This window comes from Pantoea sp. X-Soil-TKNS-1279 (genome assembly GCF_059730565.1).
The window spans coordinates 4,122,438-4,143,280 of record NZ_AP035948.1 but is presented as its reverse complement, the minus strand read 5'-3'; the positions used below and the strand labels follow the sequence as shown (position 1 = coordinate 4,143,280).

20 protein-coding genes are annotated in these 20,843 nt (G+C 58.7%); 13 read left to right on the top strand and 7 right to left on the bottom strand.

The genetic code is table 11. The features are described from left to right. The first annotated feature begins 1 nt into the window (after position 1). Positions 2 to 1,444 (top strand): MocR-like pyridoxine biosynthesis transcription factor PdxR, encoded by a 1,443-nt coding sequence (gene pdxR / locus AC6I8N_RS19420; RefSeq protein ID WP_497829721.1) that lies wholly within the window; start codon positions 2 to 4, stop codon positions 1,442 to 1,444. Between the two features lie 81 nt (positions 1,445 to 1,525). Further along, the gene (locus AC6I8N_RS19415) at positions 1,526 to 2,170 is read left to right on the top strand and encodes an FMN-dependent NADH-azoreductase (protein WP_497829720.1); all 645 of its coding nucleotides are present in this window, start codon (positions 1,526 to 1,528) and stop codon (positions 2,168 to 2,170) included. On the opposite strand, the gene AC6I8N_RS19410 is transcribed toward AC6I8N_RS19415, so the two are convergent. Then, positions 2,160 to 2,402, bottom strand: a complete 243-nt coding sequence (locus AC6I8N_RS19410; RefSeq protein WP_084877774.1) for a DUF1158 domain-containing protein — start codon at positions 2,400 to 2,402, stop codon at positions 2,160 to 2,162. The two genes, AC6I8N_RS19415 and AC6I8N_RS19410, sit on opposite strands and share 11 nt — an antisense overlap. Positions 2,403 to 2,790: 388 nt before the next feature. On the opposite strand from AC6I8N_RS19410, the gene mntP reads away from it, so the two are divergent. The 11 genes from mntP to AC6I8N_RS19355 all read left to right on the top strand — a co-directional run bounded on the left by mntP (position 2,791) and on the right by AC6I8N_RS19355 (position 14,080). Then, positions 2,791 to 3,363: a manganese efflux pump MntP gene (mntP, locus tag AC6I8N_RS19405; RefSeq protein WP_415173616.1), complete on the top strand. Its 573-nt coding sequence runs from the start codon at positions 2,791 to 2,793 to the stop codon at positions 3,361 to 3,363. Next, positions 3,282 to 3,578 carry a hypothetical protein gene (locus AC6I8N_RS19400; RefSeq protein ID WP_497829719.1) on the top strand — a complete coding sequence of 99 codons (297 nt, stop codon included), beginning with the start codon at positions 3,282 to 3,284 and terminating at the stop codon, positions 3,576 to 3,578. The genes mntP and AC6I8N_RS19400 overlap by 82 nt, the downstream gene beginning before the upstream one ends. 252 nt (positions 3,579 to 3,830) lie before the next feature. Beyond that, positions 3,831 to 4,838 carry an N-acetyltransferase DgcN gene (gene dgcN, locus AC6I8N_RS19395; protein ID WP_021184967.1) on the top strand — a complete coding sequence of 336 codons (1,008 nt, stop codon included), beginning with the start codon at positions 3,831 to 3,833 and terminating at the stop codon, positions 4,836 to 4,838. Position 4,839: 1 nt separating this feature from the next. Then, positions 4,840 to 5,805 (top strand): N-acetyl-D-Glu racemase DgcA, encoded by a 966-nt coding sequence (gene dgcA / locus AC6I8N_RS19390; RefSeq protein WP_021184966.1) that lies wholly within the window; start codon positions 4,840 to 4,842, stop codon positions 5,803 to 5,805. A gap of 18 nt (positions 5,806 to 5,823) precedes the next feature. Next, entirely contained in the window at positions 5,824 to 7,695 is a 1,872-nt protein-coding gene (locus tag AC6I8N_RS19385) for an ABC transporter ATP-binding protein (protein WP_036626743.1), read from the top strand. Between the two features lie 20 nt (positions 7,696 to 7,715). After that, positions 7,716 to 9,257, top strand: coding sequence for a glutathione ABC transporter substrate-binding protein (locus tag AC6I8N_RS19380; protein WP_497829718.1), 1,542 nt, complete (start codon positions 7,716 to 7,718; stop codon positions 9,255 to 9,257). Between the two features lie 145 nt (positions 9,258 to 9,402). Next, positions 9,403 to 10,332, top strand: a complete 930-nt coding sequence (locus AC6I8N_RS19375; protein ID WP_021184963.1) for an ABC transporter permease — start codon at positions 9,403 to 9,405, stop codon at positions 10,330 to 10,332. Further along, positions 10,332 to 11,216: an ABC transporter permease subunit gene (locus AC6I8N_RS19370; RefSeq protein ID WP_021184962.1), complete on the top strand. Its 885-nt coding sequence runs from the start codon at positions 10,332 to 10,334 to the stop codon at positions 11,214 to 11,216. The genes AC6I8N_RS19375 and AC6I8N_RS19370 overlap by 1 nt, the downstream gene beginning before the upstream one ends. Before the next feature lie 2 nt (positions 11,217 to 11,218). Next, positions 11,219 to 12,265, top strand: coding sequence for a DmpA family aminopeptidase (locus AC6I8N_RS19365; RefSeq protein WP_497829717.1), 1,047 nt, complete (start codon positions 11,219 to 11,221; stop codon positions 12,263 to 12,265). 73 nt (positions 12,266 to 12,338) lie between these two features. Then, on the top strand, positions 12,339 to 13,160 hold the full coding sequence (locus AC6I8N_RS19360; protein ID WP_021184960.1) for a M55 family metallopeptidase: 822 nt from the start codon (positions 12,339 to 12,341) through the stop codon (positions 13,158 to 13,160). A gap of 83 nt (positions 13,161 to 13,243) precedes the next feature. Next, complete coding sequence (locus AC6I8N_RS19355; RefSeq protein ID WP_497829716.1) at positions 13,244 to 14,080, top strand: fumarylacetoacetate hydrolase family protein; 837 nt, start codon at positions 13,244 to 13,246, stop codon at positions 14,078 to 14,080. A gap of 68 nt (positions 14,081 to 14,148) precedes the next feature. Here the strand turns inward: AC6I8N_RS19355 and AC6I8N_RS19350 are convergent, their stop codons facing one another. The 6 genes from AC6I8N_RS19350 to AC6I8N_RS19325 form a co-directional block, all read right to left on the bottom strand. After that, entirely contained in the window at positions 14,149 to 15,660 is a 1,512-nt protein-coding gene (locus AC6I8N_RS19350) for a serine hydrolase domain-containing protein (RefSeq protein WP_497829715.1), read from the bottom strand. Next, positions 15,657 to 16,397, bottom strand: coding sequence for an ABC transporter ATP-binding protein (locus AC6I8N_RS19345; RefSeq protein ID WP_021184957.1), 741 nt, complete (start codon positions 16,395 to 16,397; stop codon positions 15,657 to 15,659). The genes AC6I8N_RS19350 and AC6I8N_RS19345 overlap by 4 nt, the downstream gene beginning before the upstream one ends. A 113-nt stretch (positions 16,398 to 16,510) precedes the next feature. Further along, a complete protein-coding gene (locus AC6I8N_RS19340) occupies positions 16,511 to 17,338 on the bottom strand; it encodes an ABC transporter ATP-binding protein (RefSeq protein ID WP_021184956.1) in 828 nt (275 codons plus the stop codon). Next, positions 17,339 to 18,238 carry an ABC transporter permease gene (locus tag AC6I8N_RS19335; protein ID WP_021184955.1) on the bottom strand — a complete coding sequence of 300 codons (900 nt, stop codon included), beginning with the start codon at positions 18,236 to 18,238 and terminating at the stop codon, positions 17,339 to 17,341. It abuts the gene before it with no gap. Further along, the gene (locus AC6I8N_RS19330; RefSeq protein WP_021184954.1) at positions 18,235 to 19,245 is read right to left on the bottom strand and encodes an ABC transporter permease; all 1,011 of its coding nucleotides are present in this window, start codon (positions 19,243 to 19,245) and stop codon (positions 18,235 to 18,237) included. The genes AC6I8N_RS19335 and AC6I8N_RS19330 overlap by 4 nt, the downstream gene beginning before the upstream one ends. Beyond that, entirely contained in the window at positions 19,245 to 20,840 is a 1,596-nt protein-coding gene (locus AC6I8N_RS19325; protein WP_036626742.1) for an ABC transporter substrate-binding protein, read from the bottom strand. Before AC6I8N_RS19325 ends, AC6I8N_RS19330 begins: the two co-directional genes overlap by 1 nt. Positions 20,841 to 20,843: the final 3 nt, after the last annotated feature.

Genomic DNA, 20,843 nt, shown 5'->3' with positions numbered 1-20,843 from the left:
AGTGCCAAAAAATGACAAAAGCAGTGGCCCATTCGCCCTGACATTGGATCGCAGCGATACGCGAGGGTTGAGTGAACAACTGCACCAGCAACTCAGTATGGCGATTGCCGAAGGGCAACTGGTGGCCGGTGCGCGCTTGCCATCATGCCGTGATCTGGCAGTGCAACTGGGCGTGGCGCGCGGTACGGTGCGTCGCGCTTATGACATGTTGGTAGATAGCCAATTGTTGGTGGCAAAAGGGGCGGCAGGCACCTTTGTGGCGGCTGCGGCGTTAAGCCAGCCGCCGCGCGCGGCGGTGGCTGCGACAGGGTCCGCTCTGCTCGACATGGTGTATGACTTCGACACGGCACCGCTGACTTTCCAGATGGGCGTCCCCGCCAGCGACGCTTTTCCGGCCAAAGTCTGGACACGCGTAGTACAACGGCAGGCGCGCCAGCAGGCCAGCCAGTCACGCGGCTATCCCGATCCGCGCGGCAGCCAGGCGCTGCGCCAGGCGCTGGTGGGCTATCTGGCGGTGGCGCGCGGGATTCATTGCCAGGCAAGTCAGATCCTGGTAACCAATGGCTACGCGGGCGCGCTGGGTTTGATTGCGCTGGCGCTCGGCCTGCACGGCCAGCAGGCGTGGATGGAAGAACCCGGTTTTATGCTGGCACGCGCGGCATTGCAGCACATGCATGTAACGCCGGTCGGCATCCCGGTGGATGCTGAAGGCTTGCGGGTGGAGGAGGGGAAGGTACGCGCGCCTGATGCTGCATTTGCCCTGGTCACGGCCGGACAGCAGGCACCGCTTGGGGTAACGCTCTCGCTGGCACGCCGCCAGGCGTTGCTGGCATGGGCCAGCTCCCAACAGCGCTGGATCGTGGAAGATGACTATCTCGGCGAACTGCAACTCGGCAGCCGTGCCGCTCCGGCGTTGGCGGCGATGGATAGCGACGGGCGAGTGATCCACGTCGGCACCTTCAGTAAAACCCTCAGCCCCAGCCTGCGGCTGGGATTTGTCGTGGTGCCGCCCGGTCTGGCGGCGCGCTTTGCCGACACCAGCGCACTGCTGGCACCCGCCTCCTCTGCGCTGCTGCATGATGCGGTAGCCGAATTCCTGCGTGAGGGCCATTTCCTGCGCCATTTGCGGCGTATGAAGCGGGTCTATCATGAGCGGCTGGAGGGGATTGTTGCGGCATTACGCCCGCATTTTACTGATGTTCAACGCGCCGGTCTGGCAGTGATTGTCCGTTTGCCCGCAGGCACGCCAGACCAGCAAATTGCCCGTGAGGCGCTGGCCTATGGCCTGGCACCTTCACCGCTCTCCATCTGGTTTCAACACGAAACCGGACGACAATATGGTTTCCTGCTGGGGGTGACCCAGTTACCACGCGAAGGGTTTGCGCGCTGTGCCGAACGGCTGAAATGGCTGGTGGATGCGCATCAACCACGCATGGACCAGTAAAAAACCGCATTCTTGTGCCTTTTACTGGTCCAATGGGAGGATTAAGGTACGCCTCATTGCAACGAATGAGGAATCTGAGTGATGAAACTGTTACACGTTGATGTCAGCCCAAAAGGTGCCAAATCCAACTCTCGCGCGTTAAGTCGTTATTTTGTTGAACGTTTGCAGGCGCAGCTCCCTGCGTTGCAGGTGGAGTATCTCGATCTGGACCAGCATCCGGTGAGCCATGTCAGCGGGGAGTTTGCCCAGGCGACTTACACACCGGAGGAACAACGCACGCCACGTATGAAAGCGGTACTGGCAGATTCCGATCGCCTGTGTGCGCAACTGCTCGATGCCGATGCCTTGCTGTTCGCTATGCCGATGTACAACTGGAGTATGCCGTCGGCCTTCAAAGCCTATATTGATGCCATTATTCGCACCAATCTGACGTATCACTTTGATGAACAACAAAATGTGATTGGAAATCTGACGCGCCAGAAAGCGCTGTTTCTGACTACGCGTGGGGCAAGCCTGCAACCAGGTTCGCCCTATGCTGACATGGACGCCTTAACGCCCGCCCTGCGCGCTGCCTTTGGCTTTATCGGCATCCAGGCACCGCAGTTTGTCAACGCGGAACCGCTGGCATTTGCGGACCAGGCCGCACGGGAAGCGGGCCTGGCGCAGGCGTATCGCGATCTGGATGCGGTGGTGACGCAATGGACCGATGCTGCGGTTACTGCCTGAACCAGCGTCGCCAGACGAAGCGAATAACGAAAAATTCAATCGCGCCCAGCAGTAAAAACCACAGACAAAACACAATGGTGTAAAGCTGATTCAGATCCTGCAAATGAAAGCGGGTTTGCAGGCTCTTTGCCATCGCCAGGCTAAAGGCTGGCGCAGGCAGCAGCAGCGCGGAGAGAAAGCCCAGCAGTAAAATGCCGCCAGGGATAATCAGGGTTTCTAACGGGTTTTTCATCGCAAAATTCCACAACAAGTCGCGCATATAGCGTAGCGGCGCGATTTATCGCGCGGGTTTTAAATAACCGTGAAAATAGCGCGATAAATCGCGCCGCTACCCGAATTCGTGCAATAGCATCAAATCGCGCGGGCATTAGCGCACAAAGCCCCACAGGGCGCAATCCCTGGGACGACAGGCTGAATAATTTTCTTCTATTCCATCGACTTAGCAGCAGAAATAGCGAGAGTTAAGAGTTATAGCCTTTGCTATACTTAAAGCCCTGATTTTACTGTCTTTTTTTTAGTTAATTTGCGTGCTAGACTGCGCGCACTTTTTCATTACTGAACAATAAATGCGGACAAACTCCAGGCTTATACGCCTTTTGCTCCGCGTCGACTGAAAAATCATGACATTTTTCGCAACCCTGATTCTGGCTTTTGGTATGTCAATGGACGCTTTCGCCGCAGCACTTGGCAAAGGCGCGTCACTGCATCGCCCAGATTTTAAAGAGGCACTGCGCACCGGTCTGATTTTCGGTGTGATTGAAATGCTCACCCCGCTGATTGGTTGGGCAATTGGCCTGGCGGCCAGTCGTTATGTAATGGCATGGGATCACTGGCTGGCCTTTGGCCTGCTGACCCTGCTCGGTGGCCGTATGATGATGGCGGGCTTAAGTCAGACCGCCGGTGAACCCTGTGATCCGCCGCAGCGTCACGGTTTTATGGTGCTGGCGTTAACCGCGGTAGCCACCAGCCTGGATGCCCTGGCGGTGGGTGTTGGCCTGGCGTTTTTGCAGGTGAACATCGTCATGACCGCTATCACCATCGGCGCAGCCACCACCGTCATGGCGACCACCGGCGTGATGGTGGGACGCTTTATTGGCCCGGTATTGGGCAAATGGGCGGAAGTGCTGGGAGGCGTTGTCCTGATTTGTATCGGTTCCACCATTCTGGTGGAACATCTGGGTTGGTTCAGTTAAGGTCTTTCGTATCGGCAGATTGTGCAGATGCGAAAAACCTGCAATTTTGTGATCTGGTTCAAAGTTTCTTGCTTAAAAAACAGGCTGGGGATATACTTTTTTTAGTATTTCTCAACTTATTTTTAATCAGGTGCTTTATGAAACGGTTCTTCAAATACGTGTTTCGTGCTTATGTTGAAACTTACAAACACGTACCGCCGGGTGCTTTAAACTAAGCGCTCCGCACGCAACCCTCGATAATCGCGGTCAGGGATCGACCGGTGATTATCAATGATTTTCTTATCTCTCCCGCGCATTCTCTCCCCAATTTCTCCCTGAAAACGTCGTTTTACCCCTTCAGTCATCAGATTTAGATCTGGCTATAGCCTGAGGTTATACCCCGCCACTAAACAAGCATTCGTCACCCTCGCCAGCAGCATGGAATAGTCAGCTCAGGTCCTTTTCACCTGTCTGATACGAGAAACATCATGCTGATCCCGCAACCTTATTTGCTTTTCCTTGGCGACGTAACCGATCCACTGGCGGCTAAAACCGCGCGCGGCATCCACGTCTGGCGTCCTGAGCAGTGCGTTGGCGAAATCAAACTGCCTGGCTGCACCGTGAGCCTTGGTCTGGAAGAGATCGACATCGCCACCGCCAAAGCGCGTGGCGCGAAAACCCTGGTGCTCGGTACCGCCAACGCCGGTGGTTACCTGCCGCAGCACTGGCTGGATACCGTGCGCAACGCCATCAAAGCCGGTATGAACGTTGCCAGCGGCCTGCACCATCGTTTGGTGGATGAGCCTGAGCTGGTGGCGCTGGCACAGGAATTCGGCGTTGAACTGTTTGATATCCGCCATATGCGTCCGAAGCTGGACGTTGGCAGCGGCAAAAAACGTACCGGTAAGCGTGTACTTACTGTCGGCACCGACTGCTCAGTAGGCAAGATGTACACCTCGCTGGCGCTGGAAGCCGCAATGCGTGACATCGGCCTGAACGCAGATTTCCGCGCCACCGGTCAGACCGGTATCCTGGTTGCGGGTGCCGGTATCGCGATCGATGCGGTGATTGCTGACTTTATCGCGGGTGCGGTTGAAGCGTTATCACCGGCTAACGAGGCCGATCACTGGGACATCGTTGAAGGCCAGGGTTCCTTGTTCCATCCGTCCTACGCCGGTGTTTCGATGGGTCTGATCCACGGTGCGCAGCCGCAGTGGCTGGTGATGTGTCATGAGATGGGCCGCCCACATATGCGCCATCTTCCGCATCAACCGATGGTCAGCCTGAAAGATTGCGTGGAAGCTAACCTGCGCGCCGCCACCGTCACCAGTGACTCGGTGCAACTGGCCGGTTTCGCTATCAACACCTCGAACTACAGCGAAGAAGAAGCGCGCGCCTACTGCGCCGAGGTCAGTGCCGAGTTTGGCGTACCTGCCACCGACCCGGTGCGCTTTGGTATCAGTGACATCGCGGCGCTGCTGAAGGAGCGTGGCTAAGATGCGGCGCATGCAGATTGAAGTGCTGGAGCTGCCGCTGGCGCGCCCGTTTGCCATCTCGCGTGGCACGCGCACCGCAGTGACGGTGATTCGCGTCACCCTGGAGCAGAATGGCTTTATTGGTCGCGGCGAATGTACACCTACGCCGCGTTACGACGAAACGCCAGAAAGCGTCAACGCCGAGCTGGAAGCGATGCGCGCTGACATCGAAGCAGGCCTCAGCCGTGTCGATCTGCAAACCCGTCTGCATGCCGGTTCAGCGCGTAACGCGCTGGACTGCGCGCTCTGGCGGCTCGACGCTGCGCTGGCGAAACAGTCAATCTGGCAGCTGACGCAGCAGGAGCAGCCAATTTCGGTGATCACCGCCGAAACGCTCAGCCTGGACAGCGTTGCCAATATGGCGGAAGCGGCAGCCGATGCGGTATCGCGTGGCGCGATCCTGCTGAAAATCAAACTTAATCGTGACGACATTCTGGAAAAAGTGGCGGCGATCCGCGCTGCGGCCCCGTACGCCACGCTGATTATTGATGCCAACGAAGCCTGGTCTGGTGTGGATCTGCACAGCCTGCTTAACGCGCTGCTGCCGTACAACATCGCGATGGTCGAGCAACCGCTACCGGCCGGTCAGGATCAGGATTTACAGCGTTTCACCCATCCGATTCCGGTGTGTGCTGACGAGAGTTGCCACACGCGGGAAGACATTGCGCAACTGCGCAATCGCTACGAAATGATCAACATCAAGCTGGATAAATGCGGCGGGTTAACCGAAGCGCTGGCGATGGTGGCTGAAGCACAAAAGCTGGATATGCGCCTGATGGTCGGCTGCATGCTGGGTTCATCGCTGGCGATGGAAGCGGCGCTGCCAGTGGCGATTGCGGCAGAACATGTCGATCTGGATGGCCCGATTTGGCTGGCGGCAGACAGCTCGCCATTCCTCTCCTATTCCCAGGGCCGAATCTGGCTATAACCCGCACGCGGAGCAACGATGACGGACACTTCACTTATGCACAACGCCGCCAGCGTTGCCGGTTCCGCGACTGCGCCGGTACTCGCTATTCAGGACCTCAGCGTCAGCTTTCGCGGCCGAAGCGGCGTTAGCCAGGCGCTGAAAGGCATCAATTTCGAAATACATCAGGGCGAAATCGTCGCCGTGGTTGGCGAGAGTGGATCGGGTAAATCGGTCACCTCGCTGGCGGTGATGGGGTTGCTGGCGGCGTCAGGCCGTATCGATCGCGGCAGCATCCAGTTCCGCGATCGTCGTGGTCAACTGCATCAGCTGGAAAAACTCAACGAAACCCAGCGCCGCGCTTTGCGTGGCCGCGAAATGTCGATGATTTTTCAGGAGCCGATGACCTCACTGAACCCGGTGTTGCGCGTCGGCGATCAGCTGACGGAAGCGCTACGCGACCAGCAAATTTGTGGCAAAGCCGAGGCCGAAGCGCGTGCGCGCGAGCTGCTGCGCCAGGTGCGTATTGCCGATGTCGATCGCGTGATGAAAAGCTACCCGCACTCGTTGTCGGGTGGGATGCGGCAGCGTGTGATGATTGCGCAGGCGCTGGCCTGCGACCCGCAATTGTTGATCGCCGATGAGCCGACGACCGCGCTCGACGTTACGGTGCAGGCGCGCATTCTGCATATCTTGCGCGATCTGCAACGTGCCAAACAGATGGCGGTGCTGTTTATTACCCACGATATGGGCGTGGTGGCGGAAGTCGCCGACCGTGTGGTGGTGATGTATCGCGGCGATGTGGTGGAACAGGGCACGGTGGCGGAGATTTTCAATGCGCCGCAGCATCCTTACACCAAAGCCTTGCTGGCGGCGGTGCCGAAACTCGGTGACATGCGTGAACACGCCTGGCCGCAACGCTTTCCGCTGCTCGGTGCCGCGCCAGCCGATAATGCCGAACAGCGCACCGCGCGTTATGACGACAAACCGCTGCTCGATGTCCGTGGCCTGAAAGTGTATTACCCGATTCGCAGCGGCATCTTCTCGGCGCTGACTCACCAGGTACATGCGGTGGAGCAGATCGATTTCACGCTGTGGCCGGGAGAAACCCTGGCGATTGTTGGCGAGAGCGGCTGTGGCAAATCCACCACCGGTCGCGCGTTGATGCGTTTAATCAACAGCGATGCCGACAGTATCCATTTCCAGGGTAACGAAATTGCCAACCTGAAAGAGGCCCAGTTTCAGCCGCTCAGGCGTGAAATCCAGATGGTATTTCAGGACCCCTATGCCTCACTCAATCCGCGCTTAACCGTGGGGTTCACCATTGCCGAGCCGCTGCTGCTGCATGGCGTGGTGAAGTCACTGGAGGAGGCGACGCCGCAGGTGGAAGCGTTGCTGAAAAGTGTTGGCCTGCTGCCGGAACATGCGCGCCGTTATCCGCATGAGTTTTCCGGCGGCCAGCGTCAGCGCATCGCGATTGCCCGTGCAATGGCGCTGAAACCAAAAGTAATTATCGCTGACGAGGCGGTCTCTGCGCTGGATGTGTCGATTCAGGCACAGGTGGTGAACCTGATGATGGATCTGCAACAACAAACCGGTGTGTCGTGGATTTTTATCTCGCATGACATGGCGGTGGTGGAGCGTATCGCCAACCGCGTGGCGGTGATGTACCTCGGCCAGATTGTGGAGCTGGGACCACGCCAGTCGGTGTTCAATAACCCGCAACATCCCTATACCCAACGGCTGCTGGCTTCGGTGCCAGTGGCAGATCCACAGAACCGTCCACAACGAACTTTCGAAGACAGCGAGATCCCCTCGCCGCTACGCAAGGTGGGAGAAACGGTCATTAAACCCCGTTATCGCCAGGTTGCTCCGCAGCACTGGGTCGCTGACGGCATTGTTTCGCGCTAACCCCAATACCAGGAGATTTTATGAACCCGTTTTTCCGTCGCACCTCGCTCGCTCTCGGACTTACCCTCTCCCTGGCGGCTGCCGCACAGGCGCAGGATCTGCACATCTCAATGTATGCCGATATCACTGGCCTTGATCCGCACGATACCTCGGACAACGTCAGCTATTCGGTGCAGAGCGGTATCTTTGAACGCCTGTTCCAGTTTGATGCCCAGATGAAGCTGCAACCCTGGCTGGCGACCGGCTACACCAGCAACGACAGTGCCACCGAATTCACCCTGACGCTGCGCAAAGGCGTGACCTTCCAGGACGGCACGCCGTTCGATGCGGAAGCGGTGAAAGCCAACCTTGAACGCCTCGCCGATCAGACCAAAGGCCTGAAGCGCAACAGCCTGTACAAGATGATCGCGAAAGTCACGGTACTGGCCCCGGATCAGGTCAAAGTTGAGCTGAACCAGTCGTTTGGTGCTTTTATCAACACCCTGGCGCATCCGTCGGCGGTGATGTGGAGCCCGGCAATCCTCAAGCAGTACCCGGACGAAGCGCAGCTGCGTCTGCATCCGGTGGGTACCGGTCCGTTTAAGTTTGTTGACTGGCAGCCGGGTAAAGCGGTTGACCTGACCAAATACGATGGCTACTGGCAGAAAGGTTGGCCGAAAGTCGATAACGTCACCTTCTCACCCAGCCCGGAAGATGCCACGCGCGTGGCCGCGCTCAAATCCGGTCAGGTGGATGCGATCTGGCCGTTGCCGTCCGATCTGATCAGCACCGTGCAGAACGACAGCAAGCTGGCGATCCAGCGCGATCCGAGCATTTACCTGTACTACATGGCGATCAACACCCAGCACAAACCGCTGGCGGATCTGCGCGTGCGTCAGGCGATCAACTACGCCATCGATCGCAATCTGTGGCTGAAAGTGGCGTTTGCCGGTATGGGCAAGCCAGCCAGCTCCGCCATCCCGGAAGGGGTACAGTTCTGGCAAAAGCAGAGCGACCCGAACTACCGTTACGCACCGGATGAAGCCAAAGCGCTGCTGAAAGCGGCGGGTTATCCGAACGGTCTGGATCTGAAGCTGTGGACCACCAACGCCACTGCCAGCGTGCGTGCGGCGCAGTTCCTGAAAGCGCAGCTCGCGACCGCAGGCATTCGCGTCACCGTGACGCCAATGGATTCCGGGACGCGCAACGCCAAACTGTGGGGCGTGAAGGATCCGAAGCAGGCGGAATTTGACCTCTACTACGGCGGCTGGTCCACCTCTACCGGTGATGCGGATTGGGCACTGCGCCCGTTGTACGCCACCGAATCCTGGGTGCCGACCTCATACAACGTGTCGTACTACAGCAACCCGGCAGTGGATAAAGCGATTGCCGGTGGCCTGGCCACCGCTGACCCGGCGAAACGTGGTGTGGCGTATGCCGAAGCGCAGAAGCTGCTGTGGAAAGATGCCCCGGTCGCCTTCCTCGGTACGCCAGACAACCTGGTGGGTAAACGCAGCAACCTGAGCGGCGTGTCGATGCTGCCAGATGGCAACTTCCTGTATACCCAGGCGGCGTTTAAGTAAGACATCGCTGTGACCCTCACCCCGGCCCTCTCCCGCAAGACGGGAGAGGGAGGTAGTGATGGTGCTCGATCAGTCCCCTCTCCCGCTGGCGGGAGAGGGTTAGGGTGAGGGCCCCACCGCTCGCACCATCACAAAAAGGAAACGCATGTTCGCATACATCATTCGTCGTCTGCTGGAGATGATCCCGGTACTGCTGGTGGTCTCGCTGCTGGTATTCGGCTTCATCAAACTGCTACCGGGCGATCCGGCACGTATCTACGCCGGGCCGGATGCACCGCTGGCGGCGGTGGAAGCCGCGCGTCAGCATCTTGGTCTGAATGACCCGCTGCCGCAGCAATATCTGCACTGGCTGGGCGGCCTGTTTCGCGGCGATCTCGGCGTCACCTATCGCACGCAACAACCGGTGCTGGAAGTGATCAAAAAAGGCTTTATGCCGACCATGTGGCTGGCGCTGGCGGGCTTTGCCTGGTCGGTGATTCTCGGTCTGTTTCTGGGTGTGCTGGCGGCGCTGAAACGCGGTAAATGGCAGGACTGGACGCTGATGAGCGTCGCGGTGGGCGGTATCTCAATGCCGACTTTCTGGCTGGGCCTGCTGCTGATTCAGTTTGTTGCCATGCCGTTTGGTTTGTTCTCGGTCAGCGGCTTCAACAAGCCCACCGATATCATCCTGCCCGCCATTACCCTTGGCTCCTCGGTGGCGGCGGTGATGGCACGCTTTACCCGATCTGCGTTCCTGGAAGTGGCACAGGAGGATTACGTGCGTACTGCCAAAGCGAAGGGGCTACGTAATCGGCTGGTCACCTGGAAACATGTGATGCGCAATGCGCTGATCCCGGTGATCACCATGCTTGGTTTGCAGTTTGGTTTTCTGCTGGGTGGATCGATCGTAGTGGAAAGCGTGTTCAACTGGCCGGGATTAGGCTGGCTGCTGATCGAATCGATCAAAGCGCAGGATCAGCCGGTAATTCAGGCGCTGGTTATGCTGTTTGTCTTTGAATTTATTGTAATTAACCTGCTGGTGGATCTGCTGTACGCAGTGGTTAACCCGGCAATTCGCCTGCGACAGGAGCCGTGATGAGTCTGCAATCTCTGCCTGCCAACACGCAGGAGGCGATCCGTTCGCCGTGGCGCGATTTTCTCCACGCCTTTGTGCGCAATCCACTGGCGCTGGTATCGGGCGGTTTTGTGTTGCTGCTGGTACTGGTGGCGATTTTCGCCCCGTGGCTGGCCCCGTGGGACCCGATGGCACCAGACTGGATGGCGCTGTCGTCACCGCCGTCTGCCGCGCACTGGATGGGCACCGACGATCTCGGCCGTGACCTGCTCAGTCGCATTATCTTTGGCGCACGTATCTCGTTATATGTTGGCGTTGTGTCAGTCACGCTTGGCATGGTGGTGGGCGTGATGCTTGGCTTGCTGGCGGGCTACTATGGTCGCTGGATCGACATGCTGATCATGCGTGGTTCTGATGTGCTGTTCGCCTTCCCCGGTATGCTGCTGGCGATTGCGGTGGTGGCCATTCTCGGGCCAGGTCTGAATAACGTGATTATCGCGGTGGCGGTATTCAGCGTACCGGTGTTTGCCCGCATCGTACGTGCGTCGACCTTATCGCTGAAGCAGGCCGCCTATGTGGAAGCGGTACGCTGCGCCGGTGCGCCGGACCGGGTGATCCTGCTGCGCCATATCCTGCCGGGTACGCTGTCGAACGTGATTGTCTACTTCACCATGCGCATCGGCACCAGTATTCTCACTGCAGCCGGACTGAGTTTTATTGGTCTTGGCCCGGAGCCGGACGTCCCGGAGTGGGGCAACATCCTCGCGATGAGCCGCAACATGATGATGGCAGGCATGTGGCACGTCAGCGTCTTCCCTGGACTGGCGATTTTTATCACGGTGCTGGCGTTTAACCTGCTGGGCGATGCCCTGCGCGATACGCTTGATCCCAAACTGAAGAGTTAAACATGGATTTTCAACAGATGCAGCGCGACCTGCTGCTGCAACGCTGGCGTGAAACGCGCCAGCTCGGTCAGCCGCGCAGCGCCAGTGGGCCGACCAACCTGATCAGCGATGTTCCCGGCGTGCGCGTCGGCCATGCCACGTTGGCAGAGGATGAGATCCAGACCGGCGTCACCGCGATTGTGCCGCCGGGCGACAATCTGTTCCAGCAACCGCTGCCCTGCGCGGCCGCGGTGTTTAACGGCTTTGCCAAGCCGGTTGGTCTGGTACAGGTGGAGGAGCTGGGCGTATTGCAGACGCCAATCCTGCTCAGCAACACCCTGGCAGTCGGCACGCTGTTTACCACCCTGGTGCGTGATGCCATCAGTCGCAACCCGGAACTGGGCCGCAGTTCGCCTACGGTTAATCCGCTGGCGCTGGAGTGCAACGACGGCTGGCTGAACGACATCCAGGCGCTGGCGGTGACGGAAGCACTGGCGCAGCAAGCCCTGCACCAGGCGCAGCCCGATTTCCCCCGTGGCAGCGTGGGGGCCGGGCGCGGTATGAGCTGCTTCAGCCTGAAAGGCGGCATTGGCAGCGCCTCGCGTCTGATCCCTTCATTGAATGCCACGCTGGGCGTGCTGGTACTGGCGAACTTTGGCGCACTGACGGCGTTAACGCTGGATGGCGTGCGCCTCGGCGAGATGATCTCCCCGTTGCTGCCGGAACTGACGCCACAGCGCGATGCGGGTTCCATCATCATCATTATGGCGACCGATGCGCCGCTGGATGCTCGTCAGTTGAAGCGCGTGGCAAAGCGCGCGGGTGCCGGCCTGGGACGTCTTGGCAGCTACTGGGGTCATGGTTCCGGCGATATCGCGGTAGCCTTTTCCACCCAGGGCCAACCACAGCCACCGGACGATGCGGCGCTGGAACCCTTGCTCGCTGCCGCCGCCGATGCCACTGAACACGCGGTGCTGGATGCGTTGCTGAGTGCCGAAGCCGTTACCGGCTTCCGCGGCCACCACCGCCCGGCATTGACGGATGTTTTAGACAAACTGGCGCAACCATAACTTCCTGGTATTCTTGCGCGATAAATCGCGCGGTTTTGGCTTGTAACATGATTAACGGAACAAACATCACCCTATGAAAATCTTTATCTCCGCCGATATCGAAGGCATCGCGGGCGTGATGCGCCCGGAACAATGTTCACCCGGACATGCGGAATATCAGCTGGCGCGTGGATTGATGGAACAGGAAGTCAATGCCGCCATCGACGGGGCGTTTGCCGGTGGTGCCACTGAAGTGGTGGTGGCCGACAGCCACGCGCAAATGACCAACCTGCGCGCAGAAAATATCGATGCGCGTGCCCGGCTGGTGCAGGGTAAACCGCGTGGTTTGTCGATGGTCGAAGGGCTGGAGCAGCAACCGTTCGATGGCCTGTTTTTTATCGGTTATCACAGCGCGGCAGGAGAGCCGGGCGTGCTGGCGCACACCATTAACGGTCGCGCGTTCTGGCGCATCCATATCAACGGCAAAGTGATGGGCGAGAGCGATATCTATGCCGCTGCGGCTGCCGAACAGGGCACACCGCTGTGGCTGGTGAGCGGCGACGATCAGCTCAAGGGTTGGATGGGCGAGCATTATCCATCGGTGGACTACGTCTGCGTAAAACGCGCGATTTCCCATACCTGCGCAGAATCCATCAGCCCGCAGGCGGCGCAAAACGCCATTCGCGCGGCGGCGACGGCGGCAGTGCAGCGTGCCAGTCAGGTCAGCACCACCCGCCTCAGCGCCCCTTATGAGATGCAGCTCCAGGCGAGCAAACCGGTGCTGGCCGATCTGTTCAGCCTGATCCCCGGTGTAACACGTATTGATGCGGTAACGGTGGGCTATCGTGCCGAGCAGATGGGGACACTGATCAGCCTGCTGAGTGCCTTCTCATATCTGGCGAGTACGCAAAATTAAGCCACATCGCGCGCAGGTCGTACCGCTTTCCTGTGCGGCTTTTGGTAACCTGCGCGCGATTTTTTTATTCCAACGAGGCAGTCATGCAGCTTTGCAGTTTTTATCTTATTGACCAGGCAACAAAAAGTTATGGAATCGTGCAGGAACAGGGTGTGGTGGATCTCGGCAAACGCCTCGGTGCCGAATGTCCCGACCTGAAAACCCTGCTGCAACGTGGTGCGCAGAGCGACCTGGCGGCGTTTCACGCGCTGCCTGCCGATTACCCCTTCAATGCTATCCGTTTTCTGCCGGTGATTGAGAATCCGGGTAAGGTGTTTTGCGTTGGGATGAATTATGCCGACAAACGCAAAGAGTTTGCTGAAACGCTTGAAGCGCCGACCTTATTTGTGCGCTTTGCCGATTCGTTGGCGGCTCATGAGCAGCCGCTGCTGAAACCGGTCACTACCCAGGAGTTTGACTATGAAGGCGAGCTGGCGGTGATCATCGGCAAACCGACGTATCGGGTCAAAGCGGATGAAGCGTTGGCCCACGTCGCCGGTTACAGCTGCTTTATGGATGCCACCGTGCGTGACATGCAGTTCACCTGGTTCACTGCCGGAAAAAACTGGCCGCAAACCGGGGGTTTTGGCCCGTGGATGACCACCGCGGATGAGATCCCCGATCCACAACAGTTGGCGATTAAAACCTGGCTGAATCAGCGTGAAGTACAGAACGACACCACCGCCAGCATGGTGCATCCGGTAGCGAAGATCATCGAATACATCTCGGCATTCAGCCCGCTGGCGGCAGGGGATGTGATCATCACCGGTTCACCGGGCGGCGTCGGTAAGAAACGCACGCCACCGCTGTTTATGTTCCCCGGCGATGAGATTGAAGTGGAGATCGAAAAAATCGGACGCCTGCGTCACCCTATTGCGTGATAAATCACGCCGCTACTGATGGGTGCAATCATTTGTCGCGGCGCGATTCATCGCGGGGGTTTTGGTGCTTAGCGCGTAAACGCCACCACACGGCTGCGGTTCAGCAGCAGCCGCACGCTATCGCCGCTGCGCGCCAACACAAAACGTTTTTCCCACGGACCATCCAGCGCGGTAGCCAGCACGCGATCGCCGCCCAGCGACTGCAGCGTGGCACGAATCGCCGCCGGGCCGATGCCCATCGTCAGCGCATCCCCTTCAATCACCATTTCACTGCGCCACTGCGGCGCAAACCAGCATCCTTGCAGGTTATCGAGGCTGGCGCTATCGGGCTGCACCGGCACAAAACGGCGCGCGGCATGGCCGATTTCACCAACAATCGCCGCACCGTCGTGGCGTAACTGCATGGGGAAGGTACTGGAAAGGGAGACGGCGTCGCCGTGACGCTCGTCGCGCCACAGAGTTTCACTGGCACCGAGCCAGGTGGCGGTAACGCCGTTAATCTCCAGCCAGTCGGCGGCATCCGGTGCCACATACAAACCGGGCGTCAGATCGTGCCCCTTCTCCGGCAACGTGCGGCCCAGCGCCGCCGCCAGGATACGCAGTGCGCTTTCGGAGGTGGTGATATCTTCGCGGTTGGCGACCAGAGCCACCCCAATCTTCAGTTCCGGGTGCAGCAGGAAGTAACTTTTATAACCGGCATGGGAACCGCCATGACCAAACAGCGTCTGGCTACCGAGCGTCGAGCTGGTGATGCCAAGGCCATAACCGCTGGTGCGTCCATCGTTGAGATTGCGCGGCGCACTCAGCCGTTGCAGCACGCCTGCACCGGGACCGGTGTCTGCCAACAGCGTTTGCAGCCAGCGCGTCAAATCATGCAGGCTGCCGGTCACGCTGCCGGATGCCGACAGATGCAGACCGGCGCTGGAAAGCTGCCACTGCTGCCCATTATTCCAGTAACCCGGCACCAGACCGGGGACGATATCAAACCAGCTTTCCGGGGCGAACAGGTTGATATCCAACGGTTCGCAGACGTATTGCTGCAACAGGTCGTTGAACAGCACGCCTTTGGCTTTCAGCGCTTCTTCCACCAGACGATAACCGGTGTTGGTGTAGGAAATCTCGCTACCGGGTGGATAACTGAGATCGCCTTCGCGCGCCACGAAAGCCAACAGGTCAGCGGCGGTGGTGGCGTTGTAGACCGACAAACCGAGCAGCGACAGGGTTTCACGCACATCCGGCAAACCGCTGCTCATATCCAGCGCCTGGCCGACGGTTACTGAACCATTAGCGCCGGTCAATTGCGGCAGATGCTGGGCCAGGGTGTCTTCCAGTCGCAGATAGCGGCGGCCTGGCCCGGTCACCAGTGCGGCAAACAGATGTTTGGTGATGGAGGCAAAGCGCACCACGCTGTCGGCGGTGAACGGCGTTTGTTGGGCCAGATCGGCCAAACCGGCACAGTGGGTAGAGTGAATATGGTGAGCATCGAACAGCACGATGGCCCCGCCGGGTGCGCCGGGTTGTTGCCAGCTTTGCACAATTGAGTTTGCAACATCTGCGGCCTGTTGCCAGTGGGCTGTCATGCCGGTTCCTCCAGCGTCATGCTGAGATCAAAAAGTTGCGCGGTGTGCGGATGCTGGATGCGGCGGGCGCGCAGGTCATCGGCGCTTAGCTGCTCCACCATCTCGCCATGTTGCATCACGCCAATGCGCTGACACAGGTGCGTCACCACCGCGAGGTTGTGTGTCACCATAATGTAGGTCAGTTTGCGTTCGCTGCGAAGATCGCTAAGTAAATTAAGGATTTCCGCCTGCACCGACACATCAAGTGCGGAGGTCGGTTCATCCAGCAGCAGCACTTCCGGCTCGGCAATCAACGCGCGGGCAATCGCCACACGCTGACGCTGCCCACCGGAGAGCTGGTGGGGATAACGGAACCGCACCGCCGCAGGCAGGCCCACTTCGCTCAGAGCCTGGCTGATGCGTTGCTCGGCACGATCGAGCTGATGTACCAACAACGGTTCGTGCAGGATACGGTCAATGGTCTGGCGTGGATGCAGCGAACCGAACGGGTCCTGAAACACCATTTGCACCTGACGAAAAAAGGCCCGGCTGCGTTTGGCACTCAGCGCCTGACCACCGAAGGTCATGCTGCCTTGCCAGTGTTCATTCAGGCCCGCCAGCGCCCGCAGGATGGTGGATTTGCCGGAACCGCTTTCGCCGACCAGACCAAAACTTTCGCCGTTACCAACGGCAAAGCTGACGCCTTTCACCACGGTGTGCGCACCAAAGGCGATGCGCAGATTATCGATTTGAATCATGTGTTTTGCTCGTTTAGCTAATCATCCGATCCAACTCGCGCGATAAATCGCGCCGCTACAGGCCGCACCAGACCGTGGCGGCGCGATTCATCGCGCAATTTCGGAAACGCTTATTAATCCCGCCACGCCGCATCGCGCTGCAACACCGGCAACCTCTCGCGCGGATGGCGCAACGATGGCAGGCAGGCCAGCAATCCGCGGGTATAAGGATGCTGCGCCTGTTGTAGCTGTCCGGCTTCCAGCAATTCGACGATCCGTCCGGCGTACATCACCGCCACGCGATCGCAGAAATGCGACACCAATGGCAGATCGTGGCTGATCAGGATCAACCCCATGCCGCGCGCAGAAACCAGATCGTCAATCAGTTTCAGGATCTCGGCCTGCACCGTGGCATCCAGCGCGCTGGTGGGTTCGTCAGCAATCAGCAGCTCCGGGTCCGGTGCCAGCATCATGGCGATCATCACGCGCTGACCCATGCCGCCAGAAACTTCATGCGGATAGCGTTTTGCCACCGTCTCGGGATCGCGGATTTTGACCTGTTCCAGCAACTCAATCGCCGCCTGCATCGCCGCTTTTCTGCTGCCGCCTTTGTGCTCGCGCCAGGCTTCGGCAATCTGCTGGCCGATGGTCATCACCGGATTCAGCGAATATTTCGGGTCCTGCAAAATAAAACCAACGCGTTTGCCGCGAATCTGGCGCAGCACTTTTTCGCTGGCGCCGCGCAGATCGATACCATCAAAACGCAGCACATCTGCCGTGACTTCGGCATTGCCCGGCAGCAATTGCATCAGGCTGCGCGCTGTCAGCGATTTGCCGGAGCCGCTCTCGCCAACAATGGCGAACTTCTCGCGGCCAACGCTAAAGCTGACGCCACGCACTGCTTCAAAAGTCTCAGCACGATTGCGGAAGGCAATGCGCAGATTTTCAATTTCCACCAACATTTAGCGCTCCTTCGGGTCCAGCACGTCGCGCAGACCGTCGCCAAGAAAGTTGAACGCCAGCGACGTCAGGAAAATAGCGATACACGGCATCAGCGGCACCCACCATTCGCTGAACAGGAAACGGCGCGCGGTCGCGATCATCGTGCCCCATTCCGGTGAAGGTGGCTGTGCCCCCATACCAAGAAAGCCAAGGCTTGCAGCGGTGATGATGATCGAACTCATGTCGAGGGTGACGCGCACAATCAGGCTTGGCACACACAACGGCATGATATGGCGCAGAATAATGCGTAATGGCGCTGCCCCGGTCAGACGACTGGCTGCGATAAAATCGCTGTTGCGGAACTGCAACGTCTCCGCACGCGCCAGGCGCGCATAGGGCGGCCACGCGGTGAGGGCGATGGCCAGCACCGCACTTTCGACACCCGGTTTCAGCGCGGCGACAAATGCCAGCGCGAGAATCAGGCGCGGGAAGGCGAGGAAGATATCGGTCAGACGCATCAGCGCCTTGTCGACAAACCCGCCGGCATACCCGGCGATACAGCCAATTAACAGGCCGAGCGGGGCGGTCAGCAACACCACGGCGATCACCATGCCAAGCGTGGTGCGCCCGCCATAAATGATGCGCGTCCAGACATCGCGCCCCAGTTCATCGGTGCCGAGCCAGTGTGCCCAGGACGGTAACGCAAGGCGGTTATCCAGATGCTGCGCGCCAGGATCGAACGGTGTCAGCAGCGGGGCAAACAGCGCCAGCAGCAACATCAGGAAAATGACCAGCAGCCCCGCCATCGCCAGCGGGTTACTGCGCAGGCTGAGCCACAGACGATAGCGACGGCCCCACACCGCCTGGCGGCGGTTAGCTGGCGTGTCATCAAGTAGCCAGTCACGAGAGAAAAAGATCATTTTACGCGCGGGTCCCAAAGTCGATAGAGAAGGTCAGCCAACTGGTTTAGCAGCACATACACGGTGCCGACCAGCAAGGTTGCGCCCACCACCGGGTTCATGTCGGCATTCATCAGCGAGGTGGTGAGATACTGCCCGAGGCCCGGCCAGGCAAAGACGTTTTCCGTTACCACCGCGCCTTCCAGCAGTCCGGCGTAGGTCAGCGCCAGCACCGTCACCAGTTGCACCGCCACGGTGGGGAAGGCGTGACGCCAGATCACCCGAGCCGCAGATAAGCCCTTGGCGCGTGCCGTAATCACGAACTCGCCGCTCAGGGCGTTGAGCATAAAGGTACGCGTCATACGCGTGATGTAGGCCATGCTGAAATAAGCGAGGATCAACACCGGTTGCGCCATATGCGCCAGCGCATCGCGGAAAGCGTCATATTCACCTGCCAGCAGCGAGTCGATGGTGAGGAAACCGGTGACCTGCGGCACCATATCCTGCCAGATGATGTCCTGACGTCCCGGTCCTGGCGCGATACCCAGCACCGCGTAGAACACCAGCAAACTGAGTAACGCCAGCACGAACACCGGCAGCGAGTGGCCGGCGAGGCACACTACGCGGATGGTTTGATCCACCCAGGTGCTTTGCCGCACCGCCGCCCACACGCCCAGCGGGATACCGATCAACGCGGCGATAATAATCGCCGCCGTTGCCAGCTCCATAGTGGCAGGGAAGAAACGTGCGATATCGGTGGTGACCGGATTGGAGGTCAGAATCGATTTGCCGAGATCGCCATGTAACAGCTGATTGAGGTAATGACCAAACTGGATGTAAAGGGGCTGATCCAGCCCCATCTCCGCACGTACGCGCTCCACAACGGACTGCGGCGCGTTATCACCGACCGCTGCCAGCACCGGATCGGTGGGCATCACGCGGCCAATGAAAAAGGTCAAAACCGACAGGCCAAACAGCGTCAGCACCAGGCTGCTCAGGGTGCTGACGATTTTCTTCAGTAACGGCATCAGGCTTTTTTCACCTGCTCATACGGCCATTGTTCCAGCACCGTCATATGGACATCGCTGATATTTTTGCCGACGGCGACGTTTTTGGTTTTCTGCATCATGTAGATAAACGGACTCTTCTCGCGACCCAACTGCTGAATCTGGTGATACAGCGCAATACGTTTGGCCGGATCGGCTTCGTGCAGCGCCTGCTCGGTCAGCTTGTTGAACTCATCATCAGACCAGCTACAACGCCAGGCCAGCGTGCGGTTGCGCGCGTTGTCGCTGTTGTCGGTGTTAACGCAGAAGGCTTCGGTATTGGAGTTCGGGTCGAAGTAATCCGCACCCCATACGGTCAGCGCCAGTTGATGCTGACGGGCGCGCATTTTGGTCAATACCTGACGGTTTTCCGCCGCAATCAGCGACACTTTGATGCCAATCGCGCCCAGTTGGGTCTGAATCGCCTGGGCGATATCCGGGTATGGCTGCATCGAGTAGTGGTCGAGGGTGATTTCAAACCCGTCCGGATAACCCGCTTCCGCCAGCAACGCTTTGGCTTTGGCGACATCTTTATGGAATGGGTTGTCGTCCAGCGCGGCCGGGAAACCGCTCGGCAGGAAACTCTGATGGGTGGTGAAGCTCATCGACAGAATGTTTTTCTGGATGCTGTCGTAATCCAGCGCCCATTTCAGGGCCTGCCATACCTGCGGTTTTTTCAGGTATTCGTTATTGGTGTTGCACGACATCAACATCACGGACGAGAGGGACTGATTGACCAGATTGACCGCTGGATCGTTTTTTACCTGCAACAGTTGTTCGGTGGTCAGGTCATAAGCGGCATCGACATCGCCTTTTTTCAGCATCAGTGCCTGGGCCGCCGGATCGGCAATATGTTTCAGAATCACGCGTTTAATTTTGCTTTGGTTAGCAAATTGCGGGCTGAGTTCCAGAATAACGGTTTCGCTGGCTTTCCAGGTGCGCAGGGTAAAGGCACCGGAACCGGCGCTGTGCTGTTTCAGCCAGGCGTTACCGAAGTCGTTGTTCTGCTGGTTCGCCAGGCACGCTTTCTTCGATACGATGCTGCCGACGGTGGCTGACAGGCAATACAACAGGAAGCTTTCAGCGGCCGGTGCGCCCAGTTTCATCTCCAACGTATGGGTGTCTTTCGCTGTCACCAACTGGGTGACGTTATCTTTGGTAAAGCCAAATTGGTTAATGATAAACGCCGGGCTTTTATCCAGTTTCACGATACGTTCGATGGAGAACGCTGCATCTTCGGCAGTAACGGGCGTGCCGTCGGCGAATTTAGCCGCCGGATCGATGTGGAAGGTATAAACGCTGTTGTCGGCGTTCACTTCCCAGCTTTTTGCCAGCGCGCCAATCACTTTGTCGGCCTGCTGTGGGTCCGGCATGACCAGCTTCTGATACAGGTTGCCGCAGATCTGGCCGCCGATAGCTTCAAAGCTTTCATGCGGGTCGAGGCTGGTCATGTTATCCAGCTGCATCGCCATCACCAGCATGCTGGGGGGCGTGGCAGCAAAGGCAGAATTGAGGCTGAGATACGAAAGGAAGGGCACTGCGGTGCATCCTGCAAGAAAACGTCTTCTGGTTACCATGAC

Excerpts from the sequence above, each read along its gene's own strand:
- AC6I8N_RS19415 (WP_497829720.1), top strand. The coding sequence starts at position 1,526 with ATGAAACTGTTACACGTTGATGTCAGCCCAAAAGGTGCCAAATCCAAC.
- AC6I8N_RS19410 (WP_084877774.1), bottom strand. The coding sequence starts at position 2,402 with ATGAAAAACCCGTTAGAAACCCTGATTATCCCTGGCGGCATTTTACTG.
- mntP (WP_415173616.1), top strand. The coding sequence starts at position 2,791 with ATGACATTTTTCGCAACCCTGATTCTGGCTTTTGGTATGTCAATGGAC.
- AC6I8N_RS19400 (WP_497829719.1), top strand. The coding sequence starts at position 3,282 with ATGGGCGGAAGTGCTGGGAGGCGTTGTCCTGATTTGTATCGGTTCCAC.
- dgcN (WP_021184967.1), top strand. The coding sequence starts at position 3,831 with ATGCTGATCCCGCAACCTTATTTGCTTTTCCTTGGCGACGTAACCGAT.
- dgcA (WP_021184966.1), top strand. The coding sequence starts at position 4,840 with ATGCGGCGCATGCAGATTGAAGTGCTGGAGCTGCCGCTGGCGCGCCCG.
- AC6I8N_RS19385 (WP_036626743.1), top strand. The coding sequence starts at position 5,824 with ATGACGGACACTTCACTTATGCACAACGCCGCCAGCGTTGCCGGTTCC.
- AC6I8N_RS19380 (WP_497829718.1), top strand. The coding sequence starts at position 7,716 with ATGAACCCGTTTTTCCGTCGCACCTCGCTCGCTCTCGGACTTACCCTC.
- AC6I8N_RS19375 (WP_021184963.1), top strand. The coding sequence starts at position 9,403 with ATGTTCGCATACATCATTCGTCGTCTGCTGGAGATGATCCCGGTACTG.
- AC6I8N_RS19370 (WP_021184962.1), top strand. The coding sequence starts at position 10,332 with ATGAGTCTGCAATCTCTGCCTGCCAACACGCAGGAGGCGATCCGTTCG.
- AC6I8N_RS19365 (WP_497829717.1), top strand. The coding sequence starts at position 11,219 with ATGGATTTTCAACAGATGCAGCGCGACCTGCTGCTGCAACGCTGGCGT.
- AC6I8N_RS19360 (WP_021184960.1), top strand. The coding sequence starts at position 12,339 with ATGAAAATCTTTATCTCCGCCGATATCGAAGGCATCGCGGGCGTGATG.
- AC6I8N_RS19355 (WP_497829716.1), top strand. The coding sequence starts at position 13,244 with ATGCAGCTTTGCAGTTTTTATCTTATTGACCAGGCAACAAAAAGTTAT.
- AC6I8N_RS19350 (WP_497829715.1), bottom strand. The coding sequence starts at position 15,660 with ATGACAGCCCACTGGCAACAGGCCGCAGATGTTGCAAACTCAATTGTG.
- AC6I8N_RS19345 (WP_021184957.1), bottom strand. The coding sequence starts at position 16,397 with ATGATTCAAATCGATAATCTGCGCATCGCCTTTGGTGCGCACACCGTG.
- AC6I8N_RS19340 (WP_021184956.1), bottom strand. The coding sequence starts at position 17,338 with ATGTTGGTGGAAATTGAAAATCTGCGCATTGCCTTCCGCAATCGTGCT.
- AC6I8N_RS19335 (WP_021184955.1), bottom strand. The coding sequence starts at position 18,238 with ATGATCTTTTTCTCTCGTGACTGGCTACTTGATGACACGCCAGCTAAC.
- AC6I8N_RS19330 (WP_021184954.1), bottom strand. The coding sequence starts at position 19,245 with ATGCCGTTACTGAAGAAAATCGTCAGCACCCTGAGCAGCCTGGTGCTG.
- AC6I8N_RS19325 (WP_036626742.1), bottom strand. The coding sequence starts at position 20,840 with ATGGTAACCAGAAGACGTTTTCTTGCAGGATGCACCGCAGTGCCCTTC.